The 17,893-nt window shown below is 62.5% G+C and carries 18 protein-coding genes; 10 read left to right on the top strand and 8 right to left on the bottom strand.

Annotated elements, in window-relative coordinates:
- Positions 1-954 precede the first annotated feature (954 nt).
- Both QF092_RS18925 and QF092_RS18920 read left to right on the top strand, forming a co-directional pair.
- Positions 955-1,719 (top strand): AAA family ATPase, encoded by a 765-nt coding sequence (locus tag QF092_RS18925; RefSeq protein WP_281470369.1) that lies wholly within the window; start codon positions 955-957, stop codon positions 1,717-1,719.
- Positions 1,716-2,390 (top strand): hypothetical protein, encoded by a 675-nt coding sequence (locus QF092_RS18920; protein WP_281470367.1) that lies wholly within the window; start codon positions 1,716-1,718, stop codon positions 2,388-2,390. Before QF092_RS18925 ends, QF092_RS18920 begins: the two co-directional genes overlap by 4 nt.
- Before the next feature lie 39 nt (positions 2,391-2,429).
- Here QF092_RS18920 and QF092_RS18915 read toward each other — a convergent pair whose 3' ends face one another.
- Positions 2,430-2,855 carry a hypothetical protein gene (locus tag QF092_RS18915; RefSeq protein WP_281470365.1) on the bottom strand — a complete coding sequence of 142 codons (426 nt, stop codon included), beginning with the start codon at positions 2,853-2,855 and terminating at the stop codon, positions 2,430-2,432.
- Positions 2,856-3,285: 430 nt separating this feature from the next.
- On the opposite strand from QF092_RS18915, the gene QF092_RS18910 reads away from it, so the two are divergent.
- On the top strand, positions 3,286-3,546 hold the full coding sequence (locus QF092_RS18910; RefSeq protein WP_281470363.1) for a WGR domain-containing protein: 261 nt from the start codon (positions 3,286-3,288) through the stop codon (positions 3,544-3,546).
- A gap of 6 nt (positions 3,547-3,552) precedes the next feature.
- Here QF092_RS18910 and QF092_RS18905 read toward each other — a convergent pair whose 3' ends face one another.
- From QF092_RS18905 to QF092_RS18875, 7 genes are all read right to left on the bottom strand, one after another.
- Positions 3,553-4,032: a bactofilin family protein gene (locus QF092_RS18905; RefSeq protein WP_281470361.1), complete on the bottom strand. Its 480-nt coding sequence runs from the start codon at positions 4,030-4,032 to the stop codon at positions 3,553-3,555.
- 137 nt (positions 4,033-4,169) lie between these two features.
- Positions 4,170-4,946 carry a TIM barrel protein gene (locus tag QF092_RS18900; protein WP_281470359.1) on the bottom strand — a complete coding sequence of 259 codons (777 nt, stop codon included), beginning with the start codon at positions 4,944-4,946 and terminating at the stop codon, positions 4,170-4,172.
- A gap of 102 nt (positions 4,947-5,048) precedes the next feature.
- Positions 5,049-5,939, bottom strand: coding sequence for a myo-inosose-2 dehydratase (gene iolE / locus QF092_RS18895; RefSeq protein ID WP_281470357.1), 891 nt, complete (start codon positions 5,937-5,939; stop codon positions 5,049-5,051).
- On the bottom strand, positions 5,939-6,955 hold the full coding sequence (locus QF092_RS18890) for a Gfo/Idh/MocA family oxidoreductase (RefSeq protein ID WP_281470355.1): 1,017 nt from the start codon (positions 6,953-6,955) through the stop codon (positions 5,939-5,941). The genes iolE and QF092_RS18890 overlap by 1 nt, the downstream gene beginning before the upstream one ends.
- A gap of 26 nt (positions 6,956-6,981) precedes the next feature.
- Positions 6,982-7,767, bottom strand: a complete 786-nt coding sequence (locus QF092_RS18885) for an ATP-binding cassette domain-containing protein (RefSeq protein ID WP_420026554.1) — start codon at positions 7,765-7,767, stop codon at positions 6,982-6,984.
- Entirely contained in the window at positions 7,767-8,891 is a 1,125-nt protein-coding gene (locus tag QF092_RS18880; RefSeq protein ID WP_281470353.1) for an ABC transporter permease, read from the bottom strand. Before QF092_RS18880 ends, QF092_RS18885 begins: the two co-directional genes overlap by 1 nt.
- Before the next feature lie 117 nt (positions 8,892-9,008).
- Entirely contained in the window at positions 9,009-9,959 is a 951-nt protein-coding gene (locus QF092_RS18875) for a sugar ABC transporter substrate-binding protein (protein WP_281470351.1), read from the bottom strand.
- 253 nt (positions 9,960-10,212) lie between these two features.
- Here QF092_RS18875 and QF092_RS18870 point away from each other — a divergent pair, with 253 nt between their 5' ends.
- The 7 genes from QF092_RS18870 (at position 10,213) to QF092_RS18840 (ending at position 17,887) form a co-directional block, all read left to right on the top strand.
- A complete protein-coding gene (locus QF092_RS18870; RefSeq protein WP_281470349.1) occupies positions 10,213-11,208 on the top strand; it encodes a LacI family DNA-binding transcriptional regulator in 996 nt (331 codons plus the stop codon).
- Positions 11,209-11,629: 421 nt separating this feature from the next.
- Positions 11,630-12,703 carry a DNA (cytosine-5-)-methyltransferase gene (dcm, locus tag QF092_RS18865; protein ID WP_281470347.1) on the top strand — a complete coding sequence of 358 codons (1,074 nt, stop codon included), beginning with the start codon at positions 11,630-11,632 and terminating at the stop codon, positions 12,701-12,703.
- Between the two features lie 10 nt (positions 12,704-12,713).
- Complete coding sequence (locus QF092_RS18860; protein WP_205749076.1) at positions 12,714-13,175, top strand: very short patch repair endonuclease; 462 nt, start codon at positions 12,714-12,716, stop codon at positions 13,173-13,175.
- Positions 13,168-14,817, top strand: coding sequence for an ATP-binding protein (locus tag QF092_RS18855; protein WP_281470344.1), 1,650 nt, complete (start codon positions 13,168-13,170; stop codon positions 14,815-14,817). Before QF092_RS18860 ends, QF092_RS18855 begins: the two co-directional genes overlap by 8 nt.
- The gene (locus QF092_RS18850) at positions 14,777-15,646 is read left to right on the top strand and encodes an HNH endonuclease (protein ID WP_281470343.1); all 870 of its coding nucleotides are present in this window, start codon (positions 14,777-14,779) and stop codon (positions 15,644-15,646) included. Before QF092_RS18855 ends, QF092_RS18850 begins: the two co-directional genes overlap by 41 nt.
- Complete coding sequence (locus QF092_RS18845; protein ID WP_281470342.1) at positions 15,639-17,456, top strand: DEAD/DEAH box helicase; 1,818 nt, start codon at positions 15,639-15,641, stop codon at positions 17,454-17,456. Before QF092_RS18850 ends, QF092_RS18845 begins: the two co-directional genes overlap by 8 nt.
- Positions 17,453-17,887, top strand: coding sequence for an EcoRII N-terminal effector-binding domain-containing protein (locus QF092_RS18840; RefSeq protein ID WP_281470340.1), 435 nt, complete (start codon positions 17,453-17,455; stop codon positions 17,885-17,887). Before QF092_RS18845 ends, QF092_RS18840 begins: the two co-directional genes overlap by 4 nt.
- Positions 17,888-17,893: the final 6 nt, after the last annotated feature.

The raw sequence follows: 17,893 nt of genomic DNA, 5'->3' as shown, positions 1-17,893 counted from the left end.
TGTTTTGCAGTCATTGCGCATCATGTACCACACAACACCTTTCCTGCCAACCGTCCTCACCGGCCGGTTTCCGCTCCTCCGAAGAGGAGCCCGCCTGCGGAAACCGGACAGCCGGTGAGGACTCAATATGGCGACAGGGGTCGGCGGCTGGACCGCCGACTGGATCCCTGCGCCCCGGCCGCCAGGCCTCCGTTTCACTCGAGACCAAACGGGTGGAGCGCCTGGAAAGCTTGGGCTTTCCAGAAGTGTACGGTTCCTCCACGAGGGATTGTTGGGACGGGCACGACAGTCTGATGGAAGGGCTGCCAGGGAAGGGAAGAGGGGCGGGGGAAGGGGTCTCCGGATGCTCCGAGGCCTGCCCATGACGGAAAATGGCAGACTATGAATGGCTTTGGGCATGATGCCACAAGCTGGATCGGCGCAGCGTCAACTCGTCACTGGGCAAACTAGCAAGCAGGCCGACAGGAAAGCAGACAGATTGTCCGGCATGCAGCCGGTTGGCGGGTCACATTCGGGATCGTCCCCTGACGGAGGCCTGATGTCACCTTGCCTTCGGATCAGCCGTGCGGACAGGTTCCCACGTCGGTATGCGGCCTGTCATCTATGCAAGCATGCAGACATGCAAACCGTCATACGGGCCGGAAGGCAGATAGCCACGATTACGGGCAGGCCTCAGGACTGCTCGGGCGCCGCGCCGCAGCATTACGGCTGCGGGAATCCTTAAGAAACATGAAGGCTTCGGCGGTGTGTTACAACTTCCAGCACAAGCGATTTGACGTTTCTGCAACCTTATGCCTAAACGGCGCACCGGATGCCGGTCAGATTAGTGACGCCTTTACAAAGGCTTCGCGCGGTCTTGCCCTGCTTGCGGTGCATCGCCGTCCGCAGCGTCATGAAAGAGCGCCGGGCGTCGGTGCAAGGGGTAGCGAGTGCCGTTTGTGGAGGCGTCATTTCATGCAAGTCATTTCCATCGTGCAGACTAAGGGTGGCTCGGGCAAGACCACGACCGCCATGCTTCTCGCATCTGCAGCACTGAACCTCGGGCGTCGCGTCACCCTGATCGATGGCGACGTGAATGCCCAACTCGGCCGCTGGCGCGACAGTTTCGAACTGGCCACCTGGGAGGGGGCGCCGAAGCCCGACTGGCCAGAGAGCCTCGCGATCCTGTCACCGCCCGAGAGCGTCGAAGGGCTTCTGTCGCTCCTCGAGGCTGAGGAATCGCGTGGCGTCGATCTCGTCGTGATCGACACCCGGCCGGGCACCCACACCGACACTGAGGACTTCTGTCTGATCTCCGACCTGGTGCTGATCCCTGCGCGCCCCGTCTATGCCGAATGGGAAATGACCCATCGTGCCGTCCTCTGGATGGACGACCTCCGTGCCTCGATTGCTGAAGGTGAGCGCTTCCCGGCGGTCCGGGTCCTCGTCATGGACGCGGGGCCGAAGATCATCGACGCCGCAACCCGGGAAGGGGGAATGGCGCAACTGCCGAAACGTGACCAAGACGTGCTGCAGGAAATCCTGCGTCTCGACCATCTCGATGTGATCGTCCCGCATTCGCGGATCCTCGAACAGTTGGGCTACCACGGCCCCCTCGGACCGGCAGCCCGCGCCAACGCCAAGGCACCCGGCGGTCGGTTGCTGGCGGACGCCATCACCCGCCAGCTTGAAGTCGCGGAACTCGTCCTGACGGGGATCGACGAGGTGATCCCTGCATGAGCCGTTTCCGCCTTCCTGCACGTGTCGCACCCTCTCCGGCAGCGGAAGAGCCTGGTTTGCAGAACTCGGCGGCACGGTTGCGCTCGTCGCGCGAGGTGCAGTCGCGCATTCTCGCCGAACGGCGAGCGCCGGAGGCGGGGCTGCCAGCGGAGAACATCGAGGACCAACTCCCTGACCTGCCAACTTCGCCCCTCGCGGAAGCGGGATTGGCCGGGAAGAGGGAAGGGGAGAGGGATCAGACGCTGTCCCCGGCATTGCCACCCGATACTCCAGCTGGTGTGTTGGTGAAGCCCCGGAAAGAGAAGCTGGTGGTCCTGTTTCGGCTTCCGCTGGCGACCGAGAGGCGTCTGAAGCAAATCCCAGGTGCGGGCGAGGTGACCCCAGCCTACATGCTGCGCGCCTTTGCCAAGGAAGCCCGCGCGGAATTGCGGCGACTATTGGCCGAAGAGGATATCAAGGCGCAGGCAGACGAGGCGAGGCGCATCTTCGCCATGTCGGCAACAGACATGGCCGTCGGCGAAGCAATGACCGTCTACGCCCAAGGCTCAGCGATCCGGGCCATGCATGCAGCCCTTGGTGACCCCTGGCAGATCGAGCCCCGGGCGACAATCGTTGGTGCCTTCCTCGCCGCCATCGCGTCGCGGCTCATCGAGGCGCGACGCGTCAGATAGACCCGGACCATGCAACAGAATTCGATGAACGGCCTGCGGTCAGTCGCAGGCGAGCTCGGGCAGCGGTGCTGTCTCGAAGGTCAGGCTGTCAGCGCTTGTAACCAGCGCGAACTCGCCGCCATCGCGGAAGGTCGCAACCATCTTCGACCAGTCTGCGGCTTCAACCGAGGCCTGTCCAGCAAGGCCGTCCTTGACCGGCAGGCGGGCCTGTTCACCGGACTTGGCGAGAACAACGACCATGTCTGGCGCCGCATCTTTGTCGAAGCCGACCACAAGCGCACCGTTGGGCGTCGGCCCGAAAACGCGATCCGGGTCGCAAACGAGCCGCACCTCACCCGCCTCGCTGGTGAGCGCGTAGGTCGGCAGTCCACGCTCGACACCGACCGCCCAGGCGTCAAGCGCGTGGACGGGAACAGACATCGCCGCAAGCGCGGAAACAACCAGAACAGGGGACAGAACATGCATCGACAGGAACGCCTTTCGTGGTTCGCGTGGCGACAGCAAAGCACCACTTCTGATGGCGTTAGATATGTCCTGAAGGCGCCTCTGTCCATGACTGCAAATCGTCAGCGACCGATCGGAGGCAGGCATGGAGGACGTCACTAGACCCAGAACCAAAAGCCCGACAATTGATCGTCGTCTGTGGCGGATCGACCGTGGAGGCAGGGAACTCGTCGCTGAACGGCACCGTACCGCCGGCGGTCGGTTCAGGACCGTATGGCTGGTCCCGGAGGAAACCCTGCGTGGCGTCCTCTGGGTCGAGGTTGTCGAGGAAGAACCTAGCGATCCGTCGCCATGACCCATCAGCTTTCTGAATCGGACGGCCCGGATCGATTCAGAAAATAAATTGGACTTGGAGAGCGGCAAGGCGGAGTCTGTGCAGGGGAGGACCGCCATGGCTCTGGCACATCTGCATCGCATCAACTCTGAGGCTAACATGGCGCGGTTCTACTGCATCGATGTTGCGGCGACACTGTTCGGCGACGTCTCCGTCTTGCGAACCTGGGGCCGGATCGGGACCCACGGCCGGACAAGCATCGAAACCTGTGCTTCCATTGAAGAAGCGGAGAGGGCGGCATCCCAGACACTCCGACATAAGATGCGGCGGGGCTATCTGCCGACCGGCCAGATGCTGCCGCCAGACCTTGCGGAGTGAGATCTGTCAGGCCCTACGCTGAAGCCTGCCTTCAAGCTCGGCTCCGGCCTCGATGGCGATCCGCTCATGGATAACATCGGCCTGCACGACTGCACTCGGCGCGAGCTGAACGTTTCGCGCCGAGACCCTGCCGGAAACCGCCCCAAGCACGACGAGGTCGTGGGCGACGACGGAACCTTCAACACGACCTGAACCAGCCACTGAGATCTCCGGCGCACGCAGTGAGCCAACTACGTTGCCTTGGACCTCGATCGGTCCACTGGAGGTGGCATCGCCTTCGACGACAAGGTCCTGCGCGAAAACAGTGCGGAGGGCCTTTGCGCCGGCCGGATCCGGCCAACGGTCGAGGTCGAGGTCGCCATTTGGGGTCTTCATCTTGGTGCTGCCTCGGCTCAACATCATGCCGACAGACTGGACCAGATGCGAAACGAAAGGGCAACGCGCAGGGCTGTGATCGGCGAAAAAGTGCGTCTGGGCCGCCGCCACGAACCGTGCGACATATCGGTTGTGATGGGTACCTCCCGAATCCAAGGGTAGGGGGCGGAATTTCAATTTGGGAACCGAGAACGACCGCTTTCTTGCTTGAGCGCATGCTCAGTTCATTTTGGCAGCGTCCAGTGATCTCAGATCGTGAACGATCCTCGAAATGCCTCAAGCGCCACCTCCGCATCACCCGAAGCCCAAGCCTCCATACCGACGGGGCCTGAATAGCCCATTTCGGTGAGGGCTTTTGCAACACCAGCAAAGTTGATCTCGCCTGTCCCCGGTTCGCAGCGGCCGGGGTTGTCGGCGACTTGGACCTCGCCGATCCACGGCAGACACGCCTCGCACCAGCGGATTAGGTCGCCCTCGCCGATCTGAGTATGATAGAGGTCCAAGTTGATGCGAAGTTGCGGGCGGTTAACCGCGGAAACCAGACCCAGCACCGCCGCAGTCGACCCAAAAGGGCAGCCGGGGTGGTCGATGGGGTTCAGGTTCTCCAGCGTGAAGACCTGGCCCTCGGACTCGGCCAGGTCGCAGATGCGGTGAAGCGTGTCTCGGGCCCGCTGCTCCATGCCGGGGGCGAAGGCGCCGATTTGCGGGATCGGGATTCCCATGTCGCCAAGACCCGTGCCGTGCAGGTTCAGGCGGTGGACGCCAAGGCGCTTGCCCACCTTCGCCGTCTCCTTCACCGAGGCGAGCAGCGTCTCGCACCCCTCGGCATCGGTCAGGCGGCCCTGCAGGTAGCCGTTCATGATGGTGAAGGTTGCGCCGGTCTTCTCCAGCGCGGCAAGGTCATGCGCCGGCCAGTTCCAGAGACCGACACCAAAGCCCATCTCCTTCAGGCGGCTTGCGCGCCATTCGATCGGTTTGTCGCGCCAGAGCATTTCGGCACAGGCGGCGAGGGGGAAGTGCGACATGGGTAGGCTCCTTGACAGTTGGGGCGGTGGCCGAGAGGGCAATCCCGGCCACCGCAATGCCGGGTGGGAGGAAACCCGGCGGGAGAGCGATGGTGTCCCCGTTCAGGCGGCCAGGGCCGGCATGATAGAACGGGAGACGAAGTCGTAGGCCCGCGCAATGGTCTGCGCAGGTGGGGCAAGAGCCGGGTCTTGCTCGGCTTCGACCATGAGCCAGCCTTGGTAGCGTCCGGACGCGAGGAAGCGCGCGAGGGGCGCGAAGTCGACGGCGCCGTCGCCGGGAATCGTGAACATCCCCGCCCGGACGCCGGCATTGAAGGACAGGTCCGCGGTGCGTATGCGGTCCAGCACATCAGGCCTTACGTCCTTGAGGTGGATATGCGCGATGCGATCGCCGTAGGCATCGATCAGGACGGTGTAGTCGAACCCGCCGGCGTAGGCGTGGCCCGTATCCAGAAGAAGCCCGACTGAGGGTCCGGAGTTCTCCATCACCGATTGCACTTCGGCTTTTGTCTCGGCGACCATCATGAGGTGGTGATGATAGGCGAGGCGGAGCCCGTGCTCGGCGAAGAGCGCATCGGCAAAGCGGGTGAGGCGGTCACCGTAGGCGGCCCATTCCCCAGCTTCAAGACGACCGCGCCGGGACATCGGGATGTCCAGCGCGTCGGCGGGCATCCGGCCGCATTCGCCATAGACCATGACGCTGGCACCGCAGGCTTTCAGAAGCCGGGCGTGGTCACGCACGGCGCCCAATTCCTCGTCCACGGAGCGGTCGGCGAGTAAGCCGGAATGCCAGCCGGATACGAGTGACAGCCCGTTCCCCGTCAGCAAGGCCGCAAGGTCCGCCGGATCCCGGGGGAAGACGCGCGACAGTTCCACGCCTTCGAAGCCTGCGGCCCTGGCCTCGGTGAGGATGGTTTCCGCCGAGGTGCCCACGCCGAGGTCGGGCAGCACCTCATTCACCCAGGACAACGGGCTGACACCAAGGCGCAGCATCACAGGCGCACCGGAGCCTTGGACTTGACGCTTTCGATGGCGGCCAGTGCCAAGGCCAAGGCGCCACGGGCGTCCTGCCCGGTCGGTCCCTGCACGGGCGTCCCGGACTGGATCGAGCGGACGAAGGACGCAAGCTGGGCCGTGTAACCGTGGACGAAGTGATCCGTGTCACGCCGCCAGGTGTCATTGGACACGCCGTCCTTGCCGAAAAGCGTCATCGACGACCGCCGCACATCGCCCATCGTGACCATGCCGGCCGACCCGAAGACTTCGCCCCGGATGTCGTAGCCATACATCGCGCAGAAGTTCGCCTCGGCCACCGCGATGGAGCCGTTGTCGAAGCGGATCGTCACTACGGCCGTGTCGAGGAAACCATCCTTCCGGGCGTCTGGTCGCACCAGGGCGTCGGCGGCCGCATAGACTTCGACCGGTTTCGCCCCGGCGTTTAGCCACAGAAGGGTGTCGAAATCGTGGATCAGGGTTTCGTAAAAGATTGTCCAGAGCGGGACTTTCGCCGGATCGGCACCGAAGGGGCCGGGGTCGCGGATGACCGACCGAAGAAGCTGGGGAGTGCCGACCTTGCCTGCGTCGATGGCAGCACGGCCCTCGGCGAACGCCTGGTCCCAGCGCCGGTTGAAGCCGACCTGAAGCGCGACGCCCGCGGCCTTGGCCGCTGCGATGCCGCGGTCGGCGTCTTCCAGCGTCAGGGCCATCGGCTTTTCGCAGAAGACGTGCTTTCCGGCCTCGGCCGCCTGAACGAGGACGTTGGTGTGGAAGCGCGCCGGGGTGGCGATGATCACTGCATCAAGGTTCGGATGTGCCAGCATCTCGGCCACGTCGGTGTAGGAGGCATCGACCTCCAGCATGCCGGCCAGCCTGGCGGCGGCCCCCGGTGCCGGGTCGGCGATGGCCACGAGGTTCGCGTCGACCAGGCGGCGCTGGACGCTTTCGCCATGGAAGGATCCGATGCGGCCAGCACCGATCAGACCGATGTTCACGGGTTTCTTGGAGGACATGACAGGTTCCGTTTCTTGAAGAAGGGTCAGATGGTGCCGCCGAGTTCGGCCGAGAGGGACTGAAGTTCCTTGCCGCCGGCCATCAGGTTCTGCAGCGCGTCGATCTCGATTTCGTCCTTGGCATAGGTGCCAAGCGTCTTGCCGCGATTGAGGACGGTGAAGCGATCACCGACGGCGTAGGCGTGGCGGACGTTGTGGGTGATGAAGATGACGCCAAGGCCCTTGTTGCGGACCTGGGTCACATATTTCAGCACCATCGAGGTCTGCGCGACGCCGAGGGCCGAGGTGGGCTCGTCCAGGATGAGGACCTTGGCGCCGAAATAGACGGCACGTGCGATGGCGACACACTGGCGCTCACCTCCCGACAGGGTGCCCACGGCCTGCTGCGGATCGCGGACATCGATGCCAATGCGCTTCATCTCGTCGCGGGTCACTCCGTCGGCATGGGCCATGTCCATGTGACGGAAGGGTCCCCAACCCTTCACGGGCTCGCGGCCCATGAAGAAGTTGCGCGTCACGCTCATTAGCGGGATCATCGCGAGATCCTGGTAGACCGTGGCGATCCCTGAATCCAGGGCATCGCGGGGGCCGCTGAACAGACGCTGCTCGCCGCCGACCAGGAAGTCGCCCGAGGTCGGCTTGTGGACACCCGCCAGAGTGTTGATCAGAGTAGACTTGCCAGCCCCGTTGTCGCCCAGAAGGCAAAGCACTTCGTTTGCGTGGACCTTCATCGACACGCCAGAAAGGGCAATGACCGAACCGAAGTGTTTCACGAGGTTCCTGACCTCGACCAGTGGTGTTGCGGCGTTCATCAGCGCTCTCCCGTGACCCGCTTGCGGATGACATTGTTGAACATGACCGCGACCAGCAGCATCCCGCCAAGGAAGACGAGATACCAATCCTGGTCGATCGAGGTGTAGGTCAGGCCGATCAGCACCATCCCGAAGACGATGGACCCGAAGAAGGCGCCGATGGCCGAGCCGTAGCCGCCGGTCAGCAGGCAACCCCCGATCACGGCGGCGATGATCGCCTCGAATTCCTTCTGGAAACCCCGGCGGGCGTCGGTGGAGCCAGCATCGAGCACGGTCAGGATCGCGACGAGAGTGGCGCAGCAAGCGGTGAGGATGAAAAGCGTGGTCTTCACGCGGGCAACCGGCACGGCCGACTTCCGGGCAGCACGCGGGTCGCCTCCGGCCGCGAAGATCCAGTTGCCGAACTGCGTCCGCAGAAGGACCCAGGTCGCAAGGACAGCTATGGCGAGGAACCAAAGGATCTCGACCGGAACACCAGGAACTTGCGGATCGCCGTTCGGGAAGGTGGCGATCACCCCGGCATCAGCCAGGTAGCGGAACAGGCCCTGGAACGCATCGCCCGAGAAGAAGGGGGCAAGCGGGCTGCCCTCGGCCGCCTCGCGCATGCCGCGCAACTGGGTCGAGCCGCCCGAGGCCCACTTCAGGCCCACCAGGGTCAAACCGCGCAGGATGAAAAGGAAGGCCAGCGTCACGATGAAGGACGGAAGTCCGGTCCGCAGCGTAATCTGGGCGTTGGTGGCACCGATGGCAACCGCGACGGCGAAGGCGAAAAGCATCGACACCGACAGCGGCAGTCCCCACACCACCAGCGCGGTGCCGAAGACGAGGCCCGCGAAGGCGATCATCGATCCGATGGAAAGGTCGAACTCGCCCCCGATCATCAGTAGAGCCGCGCCAATGGCGAGGATCCCCAGCTGCGCAGCGGGAGCCATGAAGTTCATAACGCCGGCCAGGGTGAACATCGAGGCATCGGCGGTGAACAGGAAGAAGACGGTGACCAGGACCAGGCCCGCGACCGCGCCAAGCTCGGGGCGGCGCACAAGGGCCGTAAAGGTGGAAACCCGCTTAAGCCTTTCGTCGGAAGGCGCGGAGGCCGCGGCTTTGGAAGCGTCGCCGGTGGACATGGCAAAATCCTTGGATTGAGGTCGTGGCGCCGACCGCGACGCGTGCCGATCCCTGGCACGATGCGGTGGCAGAGCGGTCCCCGCCCGGCGCGGGGCGGGGACCAGACTTGGCGGGGTTTAGCGGATGCCTTCAGCCGACAGCGCGATGACCTGCGCGGCGTTCTCGGCGGTCACGAAGCTCGGGCCCGAGGCGATGTTGCCGGCCGGCATCGTGCCGTAGCGGGCATACTGGGCCAGGAACACCACGGGCAGAGACCCCTGCAGGTAGGGCTGCTGGTCGACGGCGAAGAGCGCCTTGCCGTCCACGATCGCCTGCAGGAAGTTCGCCGACAGGTCATAGGACGCGACCTTCACCGTCTCGCCGACGCCCATCTTCTCGACCACCGCCACGGCACGTTCGCCGACCTGCGGGGCGGACAGGCCCAGCACCAGGTCGATGGACGGGTCCGAGGTCAGCGCGGCCTGGATCTTGGATTCGATCTCTGCCGGGTCCGAGCTGGTCGGCAAAACCGTGACCTGGCCACCCTTGAAGCCTTCGGTCACACCGGCGCAGCGCTGGTCGAGGGCCACGTTGCCGACTTCCTGGTTGATGCACAGGACGTGCTTCAGGCCCAACCCGGCCAGACGCTCACCGACGATAACGCCAGCGGGCAGTTCGTCCTGACCGACGTGCAGACGGATGCCAAGGTCCTTCGCCGCGCCGATGCCCGAGTTCATCGAGATGACCGGAATGCCAGCCGCGACTGCGCGCTTGATCGCGTCGCCAAGGGCGTCCGGGTCCGGGTTCGAGATGATGATCCCGGCCGGCTTCTGGTTCACGGCCGCATCGATCAGCTGCGACATGGCAACCATGTCAAAGGTCTCGGGCGCGCGGTAGTCGACGTTGACGCCCATGTCCTTGGCGCCCTGCATCATGCCGTTCTTGACGATCGACCAGAACGGGTCCGACGCCTGGCCGTGGGTCACGGCGATGATGTTGATGTCCTGCGCGAAGGCCGAAACGGCGGCCCCGAGCGTAATCCCCAGCGCGGTTGCGCCGACGGCGAGTTTCTTGACGATGGACTTCACGGTCTTCCTCCCTGAAAGCAGCCCGACATGGGCTGGGTTGTTTTATGCACCCGGGTGCAAAACTGGAGCGGCGGTTATGTCCCGACGTAGCGTTCCAGCTGCGGTCTCCTTACCGCGGCCTTCTGCTACCGGGTGCAACAACGTTTGCTACCGGGTGCAACGTCGATTAGGTTTACTTGTGACGGTTAGAAATGCAAGCTTTCATTTCATTGGCCGAGTGTAATGGAATTTATGTTCCAAGAAGGGGTGAACGATGCAGAAAAGAGCGACAGCGCGGGAAGTTGCTGCTGCGGCGGGTGTCTCGAAGTGGACCGTTCAGCGGGCGTTCACCGAAGGCGCCTCGATCGCCGAGGATGCCAAACGGCGGGTTCTGGAAGCAGCCGCGGCGCTTAACTACACGCCCAATCTACTCGCCAGAAGCCTCGCCACGAATCACACCCACCAGGTGGCGGTGTTCATCGATGACTTCGCCAACCCGCAGAAGATACCCTATCTCGAGGAGCTAACTGACCGCCTCCAGGCGAACGGACTGGTCGCGCTTCTCGTCAACATCAATACCCGGTTCGACCATGTGCGCGCACTCTTGAACGCCGACCAGCGCCAGGTCGATGCCGTGATCCTCTTCGGAACAGCCTTCCGGGACGAGACGCTGCGTGATCGCCGACAGGGCCGTGGAACGCCACCAACTTTCGTCCTGGCGCGCGACAGCCAGATTGAAGGTGTGCCGGCCGTCGACTGCGACGCGGAACTCGCGATAACGGAAATCGTGGATCACCTCTGGTCTCGCGGTTATCGCCGCCCCGGTTTCATGTCCGGGGCGAAGGTCCTGTCCACAGCACTGGGGAGGCGAGAACACTTTACCTCCCAATGGGCCGACAGGGGCATCGACCTGAGCGCCGATCTCGATGCGGGAAACTACAGCTCCCAGGCCGGGGCCGATGCCATGCGCCGGTATCTTTCTACCACCGCACCGGAGAACCGGGTAGACGTGCTGATGTGCGAGAACGACATCCTGGCAATGGGCGCGATGGATGTGATCCGTGGCGAGTTTCATCTCAGAGTCCCGGAGGACATCGCCATCGTCGGTTTCGACAACTTCGAACTGTGTGGCGTTCCCGCCTACGGACTTACGACCTACGAACAGCCTTTGCGAGAGATGGTCAGCACAGTGGTCGCGATGGTTCTCGAGCGCAGAGAGCCGCAGACAGTGCGCCTACCGGGGAAGCTTGTAATCAGGCAGACGACGTGACCGAAAAACCGGTCATACGCTTGGTAGATGCCTTCCCGATTCAATGGGCAGGGTGTGTGCTTAGACACGGCGGAAGCAGGCAAGTTACTCACCGCGAAGTTTTCTGAGGCTTACTTACAAAAAGACTGATAATTTTGATTATGTAAAACTATCGGACGCCTAAACTTGCGGTCCCACGTCGTTAACCATCGTCTTTCCAAGCTCCCGACCAATGAATGAGGCGATGCACACTCCAGCCAGATCAGTGCATCGATCCTATAGCCACAACTTGACCCGAAGGCTGGTCCGGGACTTGGGGTCAAATCATTACAAGAGCGATTTCTGCGTGGACTTTTCCGACAGGGAAATTCAGAATCTGTTTACGGTATCCAGGCCTTGATGACGGCGTTCTAACTATATTTTGCGAGCCATAGGAGCTGTTATGACAGTCGCGCGCCCCGCCTTCAAGTTCATCGACCTGTTCGCGGGCATCGGTGGCCTACGCGTCGGCTTCGAGAGCATCGGCGGACAATGTGTCTTCACCAGCGAGTGGAACAAGTTCTCGCAGCAGACTTACCGGGCGAACTTCGAGGATGACCATGAGATTAACGGGGACATCACCAAGATCGATGAGGCGGACATCCCCGGGCATGACGTGCTTCTAGCCGGGTTTCCCTGCCAGCCCTTCTCGATCGCCGGTGTCAGCAAGAAGAATTCGCTCGGCCGCGCCCATGGCTTTGCTGACGAGACGCAGGGCACCCTGTTCTTCGACGTGGTGCGGATCCTCCGCCATCACCAGCCGAAGGCGTTCCTCCTCGAGAATGTCAAGAACCTGTTGTCACACGACAAGGGGAACACCTTCAGGGTGATCCAGCACGCGCTGGACGAACTGGGCTACGATGTCGATCACAAGGTGATCGACGCCCGTCACTGGGTGCCGCAGCATCGTGAACGGATTTTCATCGTCGGTTTCCGGCGCGATGTGCCGACCCGGTTTTCTCTGGATGACGTCATCATCCCGGAAGGCACGAGGCCGACGCTGAAGGACATCCTTCATCCCGAAGACGGAACGGAGACAGCCGAGGAGCCGTTTACCACCGGCAAGCGGGCGCAGGTCGCGTCGAAATATACGCTGACGCCGAATCTCTGGAAGTATCTACAGAACTACGCAGCAAAGCACAAAGCGGCAGGCAACGGCTTCGGCTTCGGCCTGAACGGTCCCGACGGCATCGCGCGAACCCTGAGCGCACGCTACTTCAAGGACGGCTCCGAGATCCTGATCCGGCAGGGCAACGGGATCCCGCGCCGGCTGACACCGAGGGAATGCGCGCGTCTGATGGGCTTCGACCGCAGGGGTTCCAACCAGCCATGGAAGATCGTGGTGTCCGACACGCAGGCCTATCGCCAGTTCGGCAATGCGGTGGCGGCACCGGTCGCCATCGCGATCGCAGAGGCGATGGCGCCGTGGATCACCAATACGGTCGCGCTCCAGCCCCGGAGGAGAAAAATTGCCTGACAAGGTCCCGATGAGCCGATCCGAGATGATGTCCCGGATCGGTCCACGGGACACGGCACCGGAAATGGCAATCCGGAGGACGTTGCACAGGGCCGGCTACCGCTTCCGGCTCCACAGGAAGGATCTTCCCGGTCGACCGGATCTGACCCTGCCGAAGCATCGGGCCGTCATCTTCATCCATGGTTGCTTCTGGCACGGTCACGAAGGTTGCCGGGATTTCCGGATACCCAAGACCAACTCGGCATTCTGGAAGGAAAAGATCGCCCGGAACATCGAGCGGGACAGGGGGGCTCTGGTATCGCTCAAGTTGCTCGGCTGGCGGGTTCTCGTCGTCTGGGAGTGCGCAACCGGGGCGAAAAGGGTTGAAAAGACAGCATCCGAGATCGCATCTTGGTTGCAAGAACAAGAGGTTGCCGGCGAGATCCCGAAACTGGCACCCTCGGCAGGAATGAAGGATGGTGGAAGTGCGTGACCTGATCAACGAACCGGATGCCTCGCGCCTGATCTTCGGGCTTCGCGACACCGGCTACAATTTCCGGACCGCTTCGGCAGACATCATCGACAACTCGATCGCCGCGAACGCGGACGAGGTTCATGTCCGCATCGCGATGACATCAGACGGACGCAAGTTCGTCTACTTCGGTGACAACGGGGATGGCATGGACGAGGATGGCGTCCACAAGGCCATGCGGTATGGCGCCCCGGTGAGGGCCAATCTCGCCAGCCTCGGGAAATTCGGCCTCGGCCTCAAGACCGCATCCAGTTCCGTCTGCCGCCGCTTCGCCCTGATTTCCCGGAAATCACCAGACGCCCCGCTCGCGAAGCTGGCGTGGGATCTCGACCATGTCGAGGAGACCGGAAAATGGGAGATGCGGGCGGACCCCATCGAGCAGCACGAGGCGGATGCCTTCGACGAGCTCTGCGGAGACAAAGGCACACTTGTTGTTTGGTCCAAATGCGACCGTCTGCTGACGAAAAACTACGACGAACCGGGCGGAGCCAACGAGCAGGCGGCGATAAAGCGGTTGCGGTCTAGCCTCAAGGAACACATCGCTCTCATCTACCACCGTTTCCTCGACCCTACGGATGCGCGTCAGCGCAACGTCTTGATCACTGTCAACAATGAGACCGTCGAGCCGTGGAATCCGTTCTTCCCCGAACGTGCGGAACAGGTGCTGTCGGAAAAGCAGCAGCGGATCGAGATGGACCTCGCGGATGGCGAGGGATCCGGCGTCGCCACCGTAAAGGCTTGGATCCTTCCCAACTCGAACACCTTGACCGAAGAGGAACGGAAAAGGGCAAACATCACGAACAGGGGGCAAGGCTTCTACATCTACCGCGAAGGTCGCCTTATCAACCAAGGTGGATGGCTCGGGGTGTTCGGTGCGCACGGCTCGTTCGAACCCCACATGTCCCTCCTGAGGATCGAGTTCGATTTCGGCCACGACCTCGACGAGGCATTCTATGTCGACGTGAAGAAGTCCCGGATCCTGTTCGACCCTGCGATCGAGGAGCACCTGCAGAAGTTGCTCGGCAACGCCCGGCGTGAGGCCGAGAACCGCTATCGCCGCAAGGAGAAGGAGAGGGCCGCACAGGTAACGCTCGATCATGGCTCCGCCAATGTCAGCATTTCGAGTGCCCCCAATGCCAAGAAGCCTGTGGTTCTAGAGGTCGACGTGGCCAACCAGACGGCTGTTGTGCGCAACACCCAAGGCGCAAGGATCAAGCTGCATCAGCCGGTTCAGAACAACGTCGCTGCGGACAAGGTATATGTAGACGCGGTCGACGACATCACTTCCGGCGAACTGTGGGAACCTGCCTTCCGCAGCACAGGCGAGGTCGGGCATGTGCCAGGCGTGCGGATCAACAAGAACCATGATTTCTATCAGAAGATCTACCTGAGGGCAGGCGCCAGCGGCTACTCGGTCCAGGGAATGGACCTCTTGCTATGGGCGTTCGCCACAGCTGAGGTCGACTTCTCCAACCCCGAGATGCAGCCGATCTTCGCGGACATCAGGGACGTTGTCTCGTCGAACCTCAAGAAGCTCCTGCGGACGGTTCCGATGCCGACCGATGCCGACCTCGAAGAGGCTGAAGAGCCAAGGGATCGGTGACGTGCTTGCCCGCCAACGAGAACTCATCGCACGGGAACTGCTCGAAGGCACAGGGGCGGGAATCGCGGTCGGCCTCGTGGCGGGTGAACTCCGGCAGGGAATCCGGATATGGTTCTCGGAACTTGGCGAGAAGCATGGTCCGGTCGCAGAAATCCTTCCTCATGGCTTGAAGTCACACTCTGTCCGCCTGTTCTTCGGTTCTTTTTCGGGGAGCACCCTGTCCAAGATCCGCATGGCCGGCGAGGAGGAGACCGCCTTGGCCCGTGCCCTGTTCCGTTCCATATCCCCGGACCGCAAGGTGGAGATCAGGGGGCAGGATCCCTTGTCTTGGCTGGTCCTTGACGGAGGTTTCGAGGCGACAGCCCTCTACCGTCACGACAGGCACAAGCCTGACACCGAGGAGGCGATCGTCGCCACTTGCCGGGAAGTCATCGTCCCGATGATGGCGGCCATGGCGGAACTCATCGGCTACGATCCGGTCAATGACCCCGTGCCGGATACCGCACCGGAATTCGAGGGCATGCTCAGCCGGGTGGTTGTAAACCGCCGGGAACGGAACCTCCGCAACCGGCTTCTTTGCATCAGGTTGCATGGGCATAGATGTGCGGTTTGCCGCGCCGATCCACATGATGTCTATGGTGATGCGGGCAGCATCATCGAGGTCCACCATCTTGAGCCGCTTGGGCTGCTCTCCTCCCCGCGACCATACGACCCTGTCAGCGATCTTGTCCCGCTCTGCCCCTGTTGCCACAGGGCTGTCCATACAAAGCGCCCGGTTCCGCATACCCCGGAGGAGTTGGCAGAGATCATGAGGCGGAAGGATGGATGAATTCGTCTCGCTCCCGGCCAGCTTCCAAGAACTGTCGAACATGCCGCTGCCGGGTTACACGCGGGCTGACGAGGTGATTGACTGTGAGGTCAGGCTAGACCGGGTCGAAGGTCGGATCGTTGCCGAAACCGTGGGTGTCCGGGTCTTGAGGGGGCAGAGAAGGATCCTGCCGACCCCTTCCCCGCGGCATGCATGGGTGGCAGACGGCTCCGTGCTGCGGCCGGTCTCGAGAGATGTCCCGGACATCTTTGCCGAGCTGCTCGGTGGTGATGATCCGGCCGACTTGCCCTATGGCAAGGCGATATCACTCCTGTCTTCCACCGGACCACTTCCGGTCTTCGCGACCAAGCGCTTCCGGCAAGCCGGCAAGGATGCGGCCGAGGGCCTCCCTGAGGTGATCGACATCCCCGGTCTTAACGCGACCCTCTTCCCCTATCAGGCGCGCGGCATCCAATGGATGCACCGGACGGCATCCCGGACGGGAGGCCTTATCCTCGCCGACCAGATGGGCTTGGGAAAAACCTTGCAGGTCATCGCACTGCTGCTTCTCGATCCTCCCGGAACGGCCTCTCCCGCCTTGATCATCTGCCCGACGAGCCTGATTGCGAACTGGGTCCGCGAGATCGAAAAGTTCGCCCCCTCGCTCTCGGTGCTCGTCCACAGGGGGCCGCATAGGACAGGCGTCTTCCGCGGGTTGCAGACGGCGGACGTGGTTGTCACGACTTACGACACCATGGTGAATGACGTAGCCCTCTTAAGCGCCTTCGAATGGTCATGGGTCATTTGCGACGAGGCGCAGTCGATCAAGAATCCGGACTCGAACCGCCGACAGGAAATCGGCACGATCCCGCGCCGGAAGTCGATCCCCATGACCGGGACGCCGGTGGAAAACTCTCTCCTTGATCTCTGGTCACTCGTGGACTTCGCGGTTCCGGGGCTGCTCGGAACCCGCAGCCAGTTCGAGGCCGCCTATCCGGATACTGTCGAGGCCGCCAGGGCACTGAACGCGATCACCGATCCGATCATCCTCAGGCGCCGCGTGGCGGACGTCGCCGGGGATCTGCCCGAGCGCATCGACATTGATCTCCCGATCGAGCTCGATGAGACTCTCGTCCAGCAATATCGCCAAGTGCGCGCAGACACGATGGCGCGCTACCCGGTCGCCGGTGCACTGGTCGCCACCCTCCAGCTTCAGTTGTTCTGTGCCCACCCGTGGCTCCGCCTCAGGGATCCATCGGACGAGGTCGGTGAGGACGCAGATGTAGAACGCGGGGAGCACACACCTCTTGTGACACCGAAGATCGAACGGCTTGTGAGCATCCTCAGGGAAGCCTTCGAAAATGACAGAAAAGTCATCGTCTTCGCGCTGTTCAACCGTCTCGGCGACCTGTTCCGCGAGGCCTGCGCACCAGGCAATCGTGTATTTTGGGACGCCATCAACGGCTCGACACCGCAAGCGGAACGGCAAGCCATCATTGACAGGTTCTCGGAACATGACGGGCCTGGCTGTCTTGTCCTGAACCCCAAAGCGGCGGGGGCCGGCCTTAACATCACGGCTGCGACAGTCGTCATACACTTCACACCTGTTTGGAACCCCGCCCTCGAGGACCAGGCCAGTGCACGGGCGCACCGGCGGGGTCAGACGTTGCCCGTGACCGTCTACCGGCTCTTCTACGAAGATACCGTCGAGCGGGTCATGCTGGACAGATCGAAATGGAAACAAGAGCTTGGAAACGAGATCACCCCCGTCTCGACTCGCGACGGGGAAGACCTGAGGCGTGCCCTCAGCATTGAACCGGTGAGCAGATGACGAGAACCGCATTCCGCAAGACACTCAGCGCCAACGACGTCGGGACGACCGGCGGCCACCAAGGTGGCGTCCTTATCCCGAAGGGCGAAAGGGACCTGCTCGAATTCCTGCCGCATCTCGATCCTTCTGTGAAAAACCCCGATGCTTGGCTCAGCTGCACGGATCCTTATGGTGGCACGCACAGATTCAGGTTCGTCTATTACAACAACAAGCTCCATGACCCGAGGGGCACAAGGAATGAATACCGCATCACATACATGACAGCGTGGTTCCGGAACGCAGGGGCGAAGGAAGGGGACGTATTCGAAATCGCGAAGGAGACTGGTAGCTCAGTTTACACGGTGTCGGTCATTAAGGCGGAGTATGGGCGTCCGGATGACCGCGAGCTTTCGGCGCGGATCCAGCTTCGTGGCTGGCGCCGTGTTCACTGAGGACAA

Origin of the sequence: Fuscovulum ytuae (assembly GCF_029953595.1) — a bacterium.
In the GTDB taxonomy this organism is placed as follows: Bacteria; Pseudomonadota; Alphaproteobacteria; order Rhodobacterales; family Rhodobacteraceae; genus Paragemmobacter; species Paragemmobacter ytuae.
The sequence above is the reverse complement of the archived record's forward strand: the minus strand, read 5'-3'. Positions and strand labels throughout refer to the sequence as shown.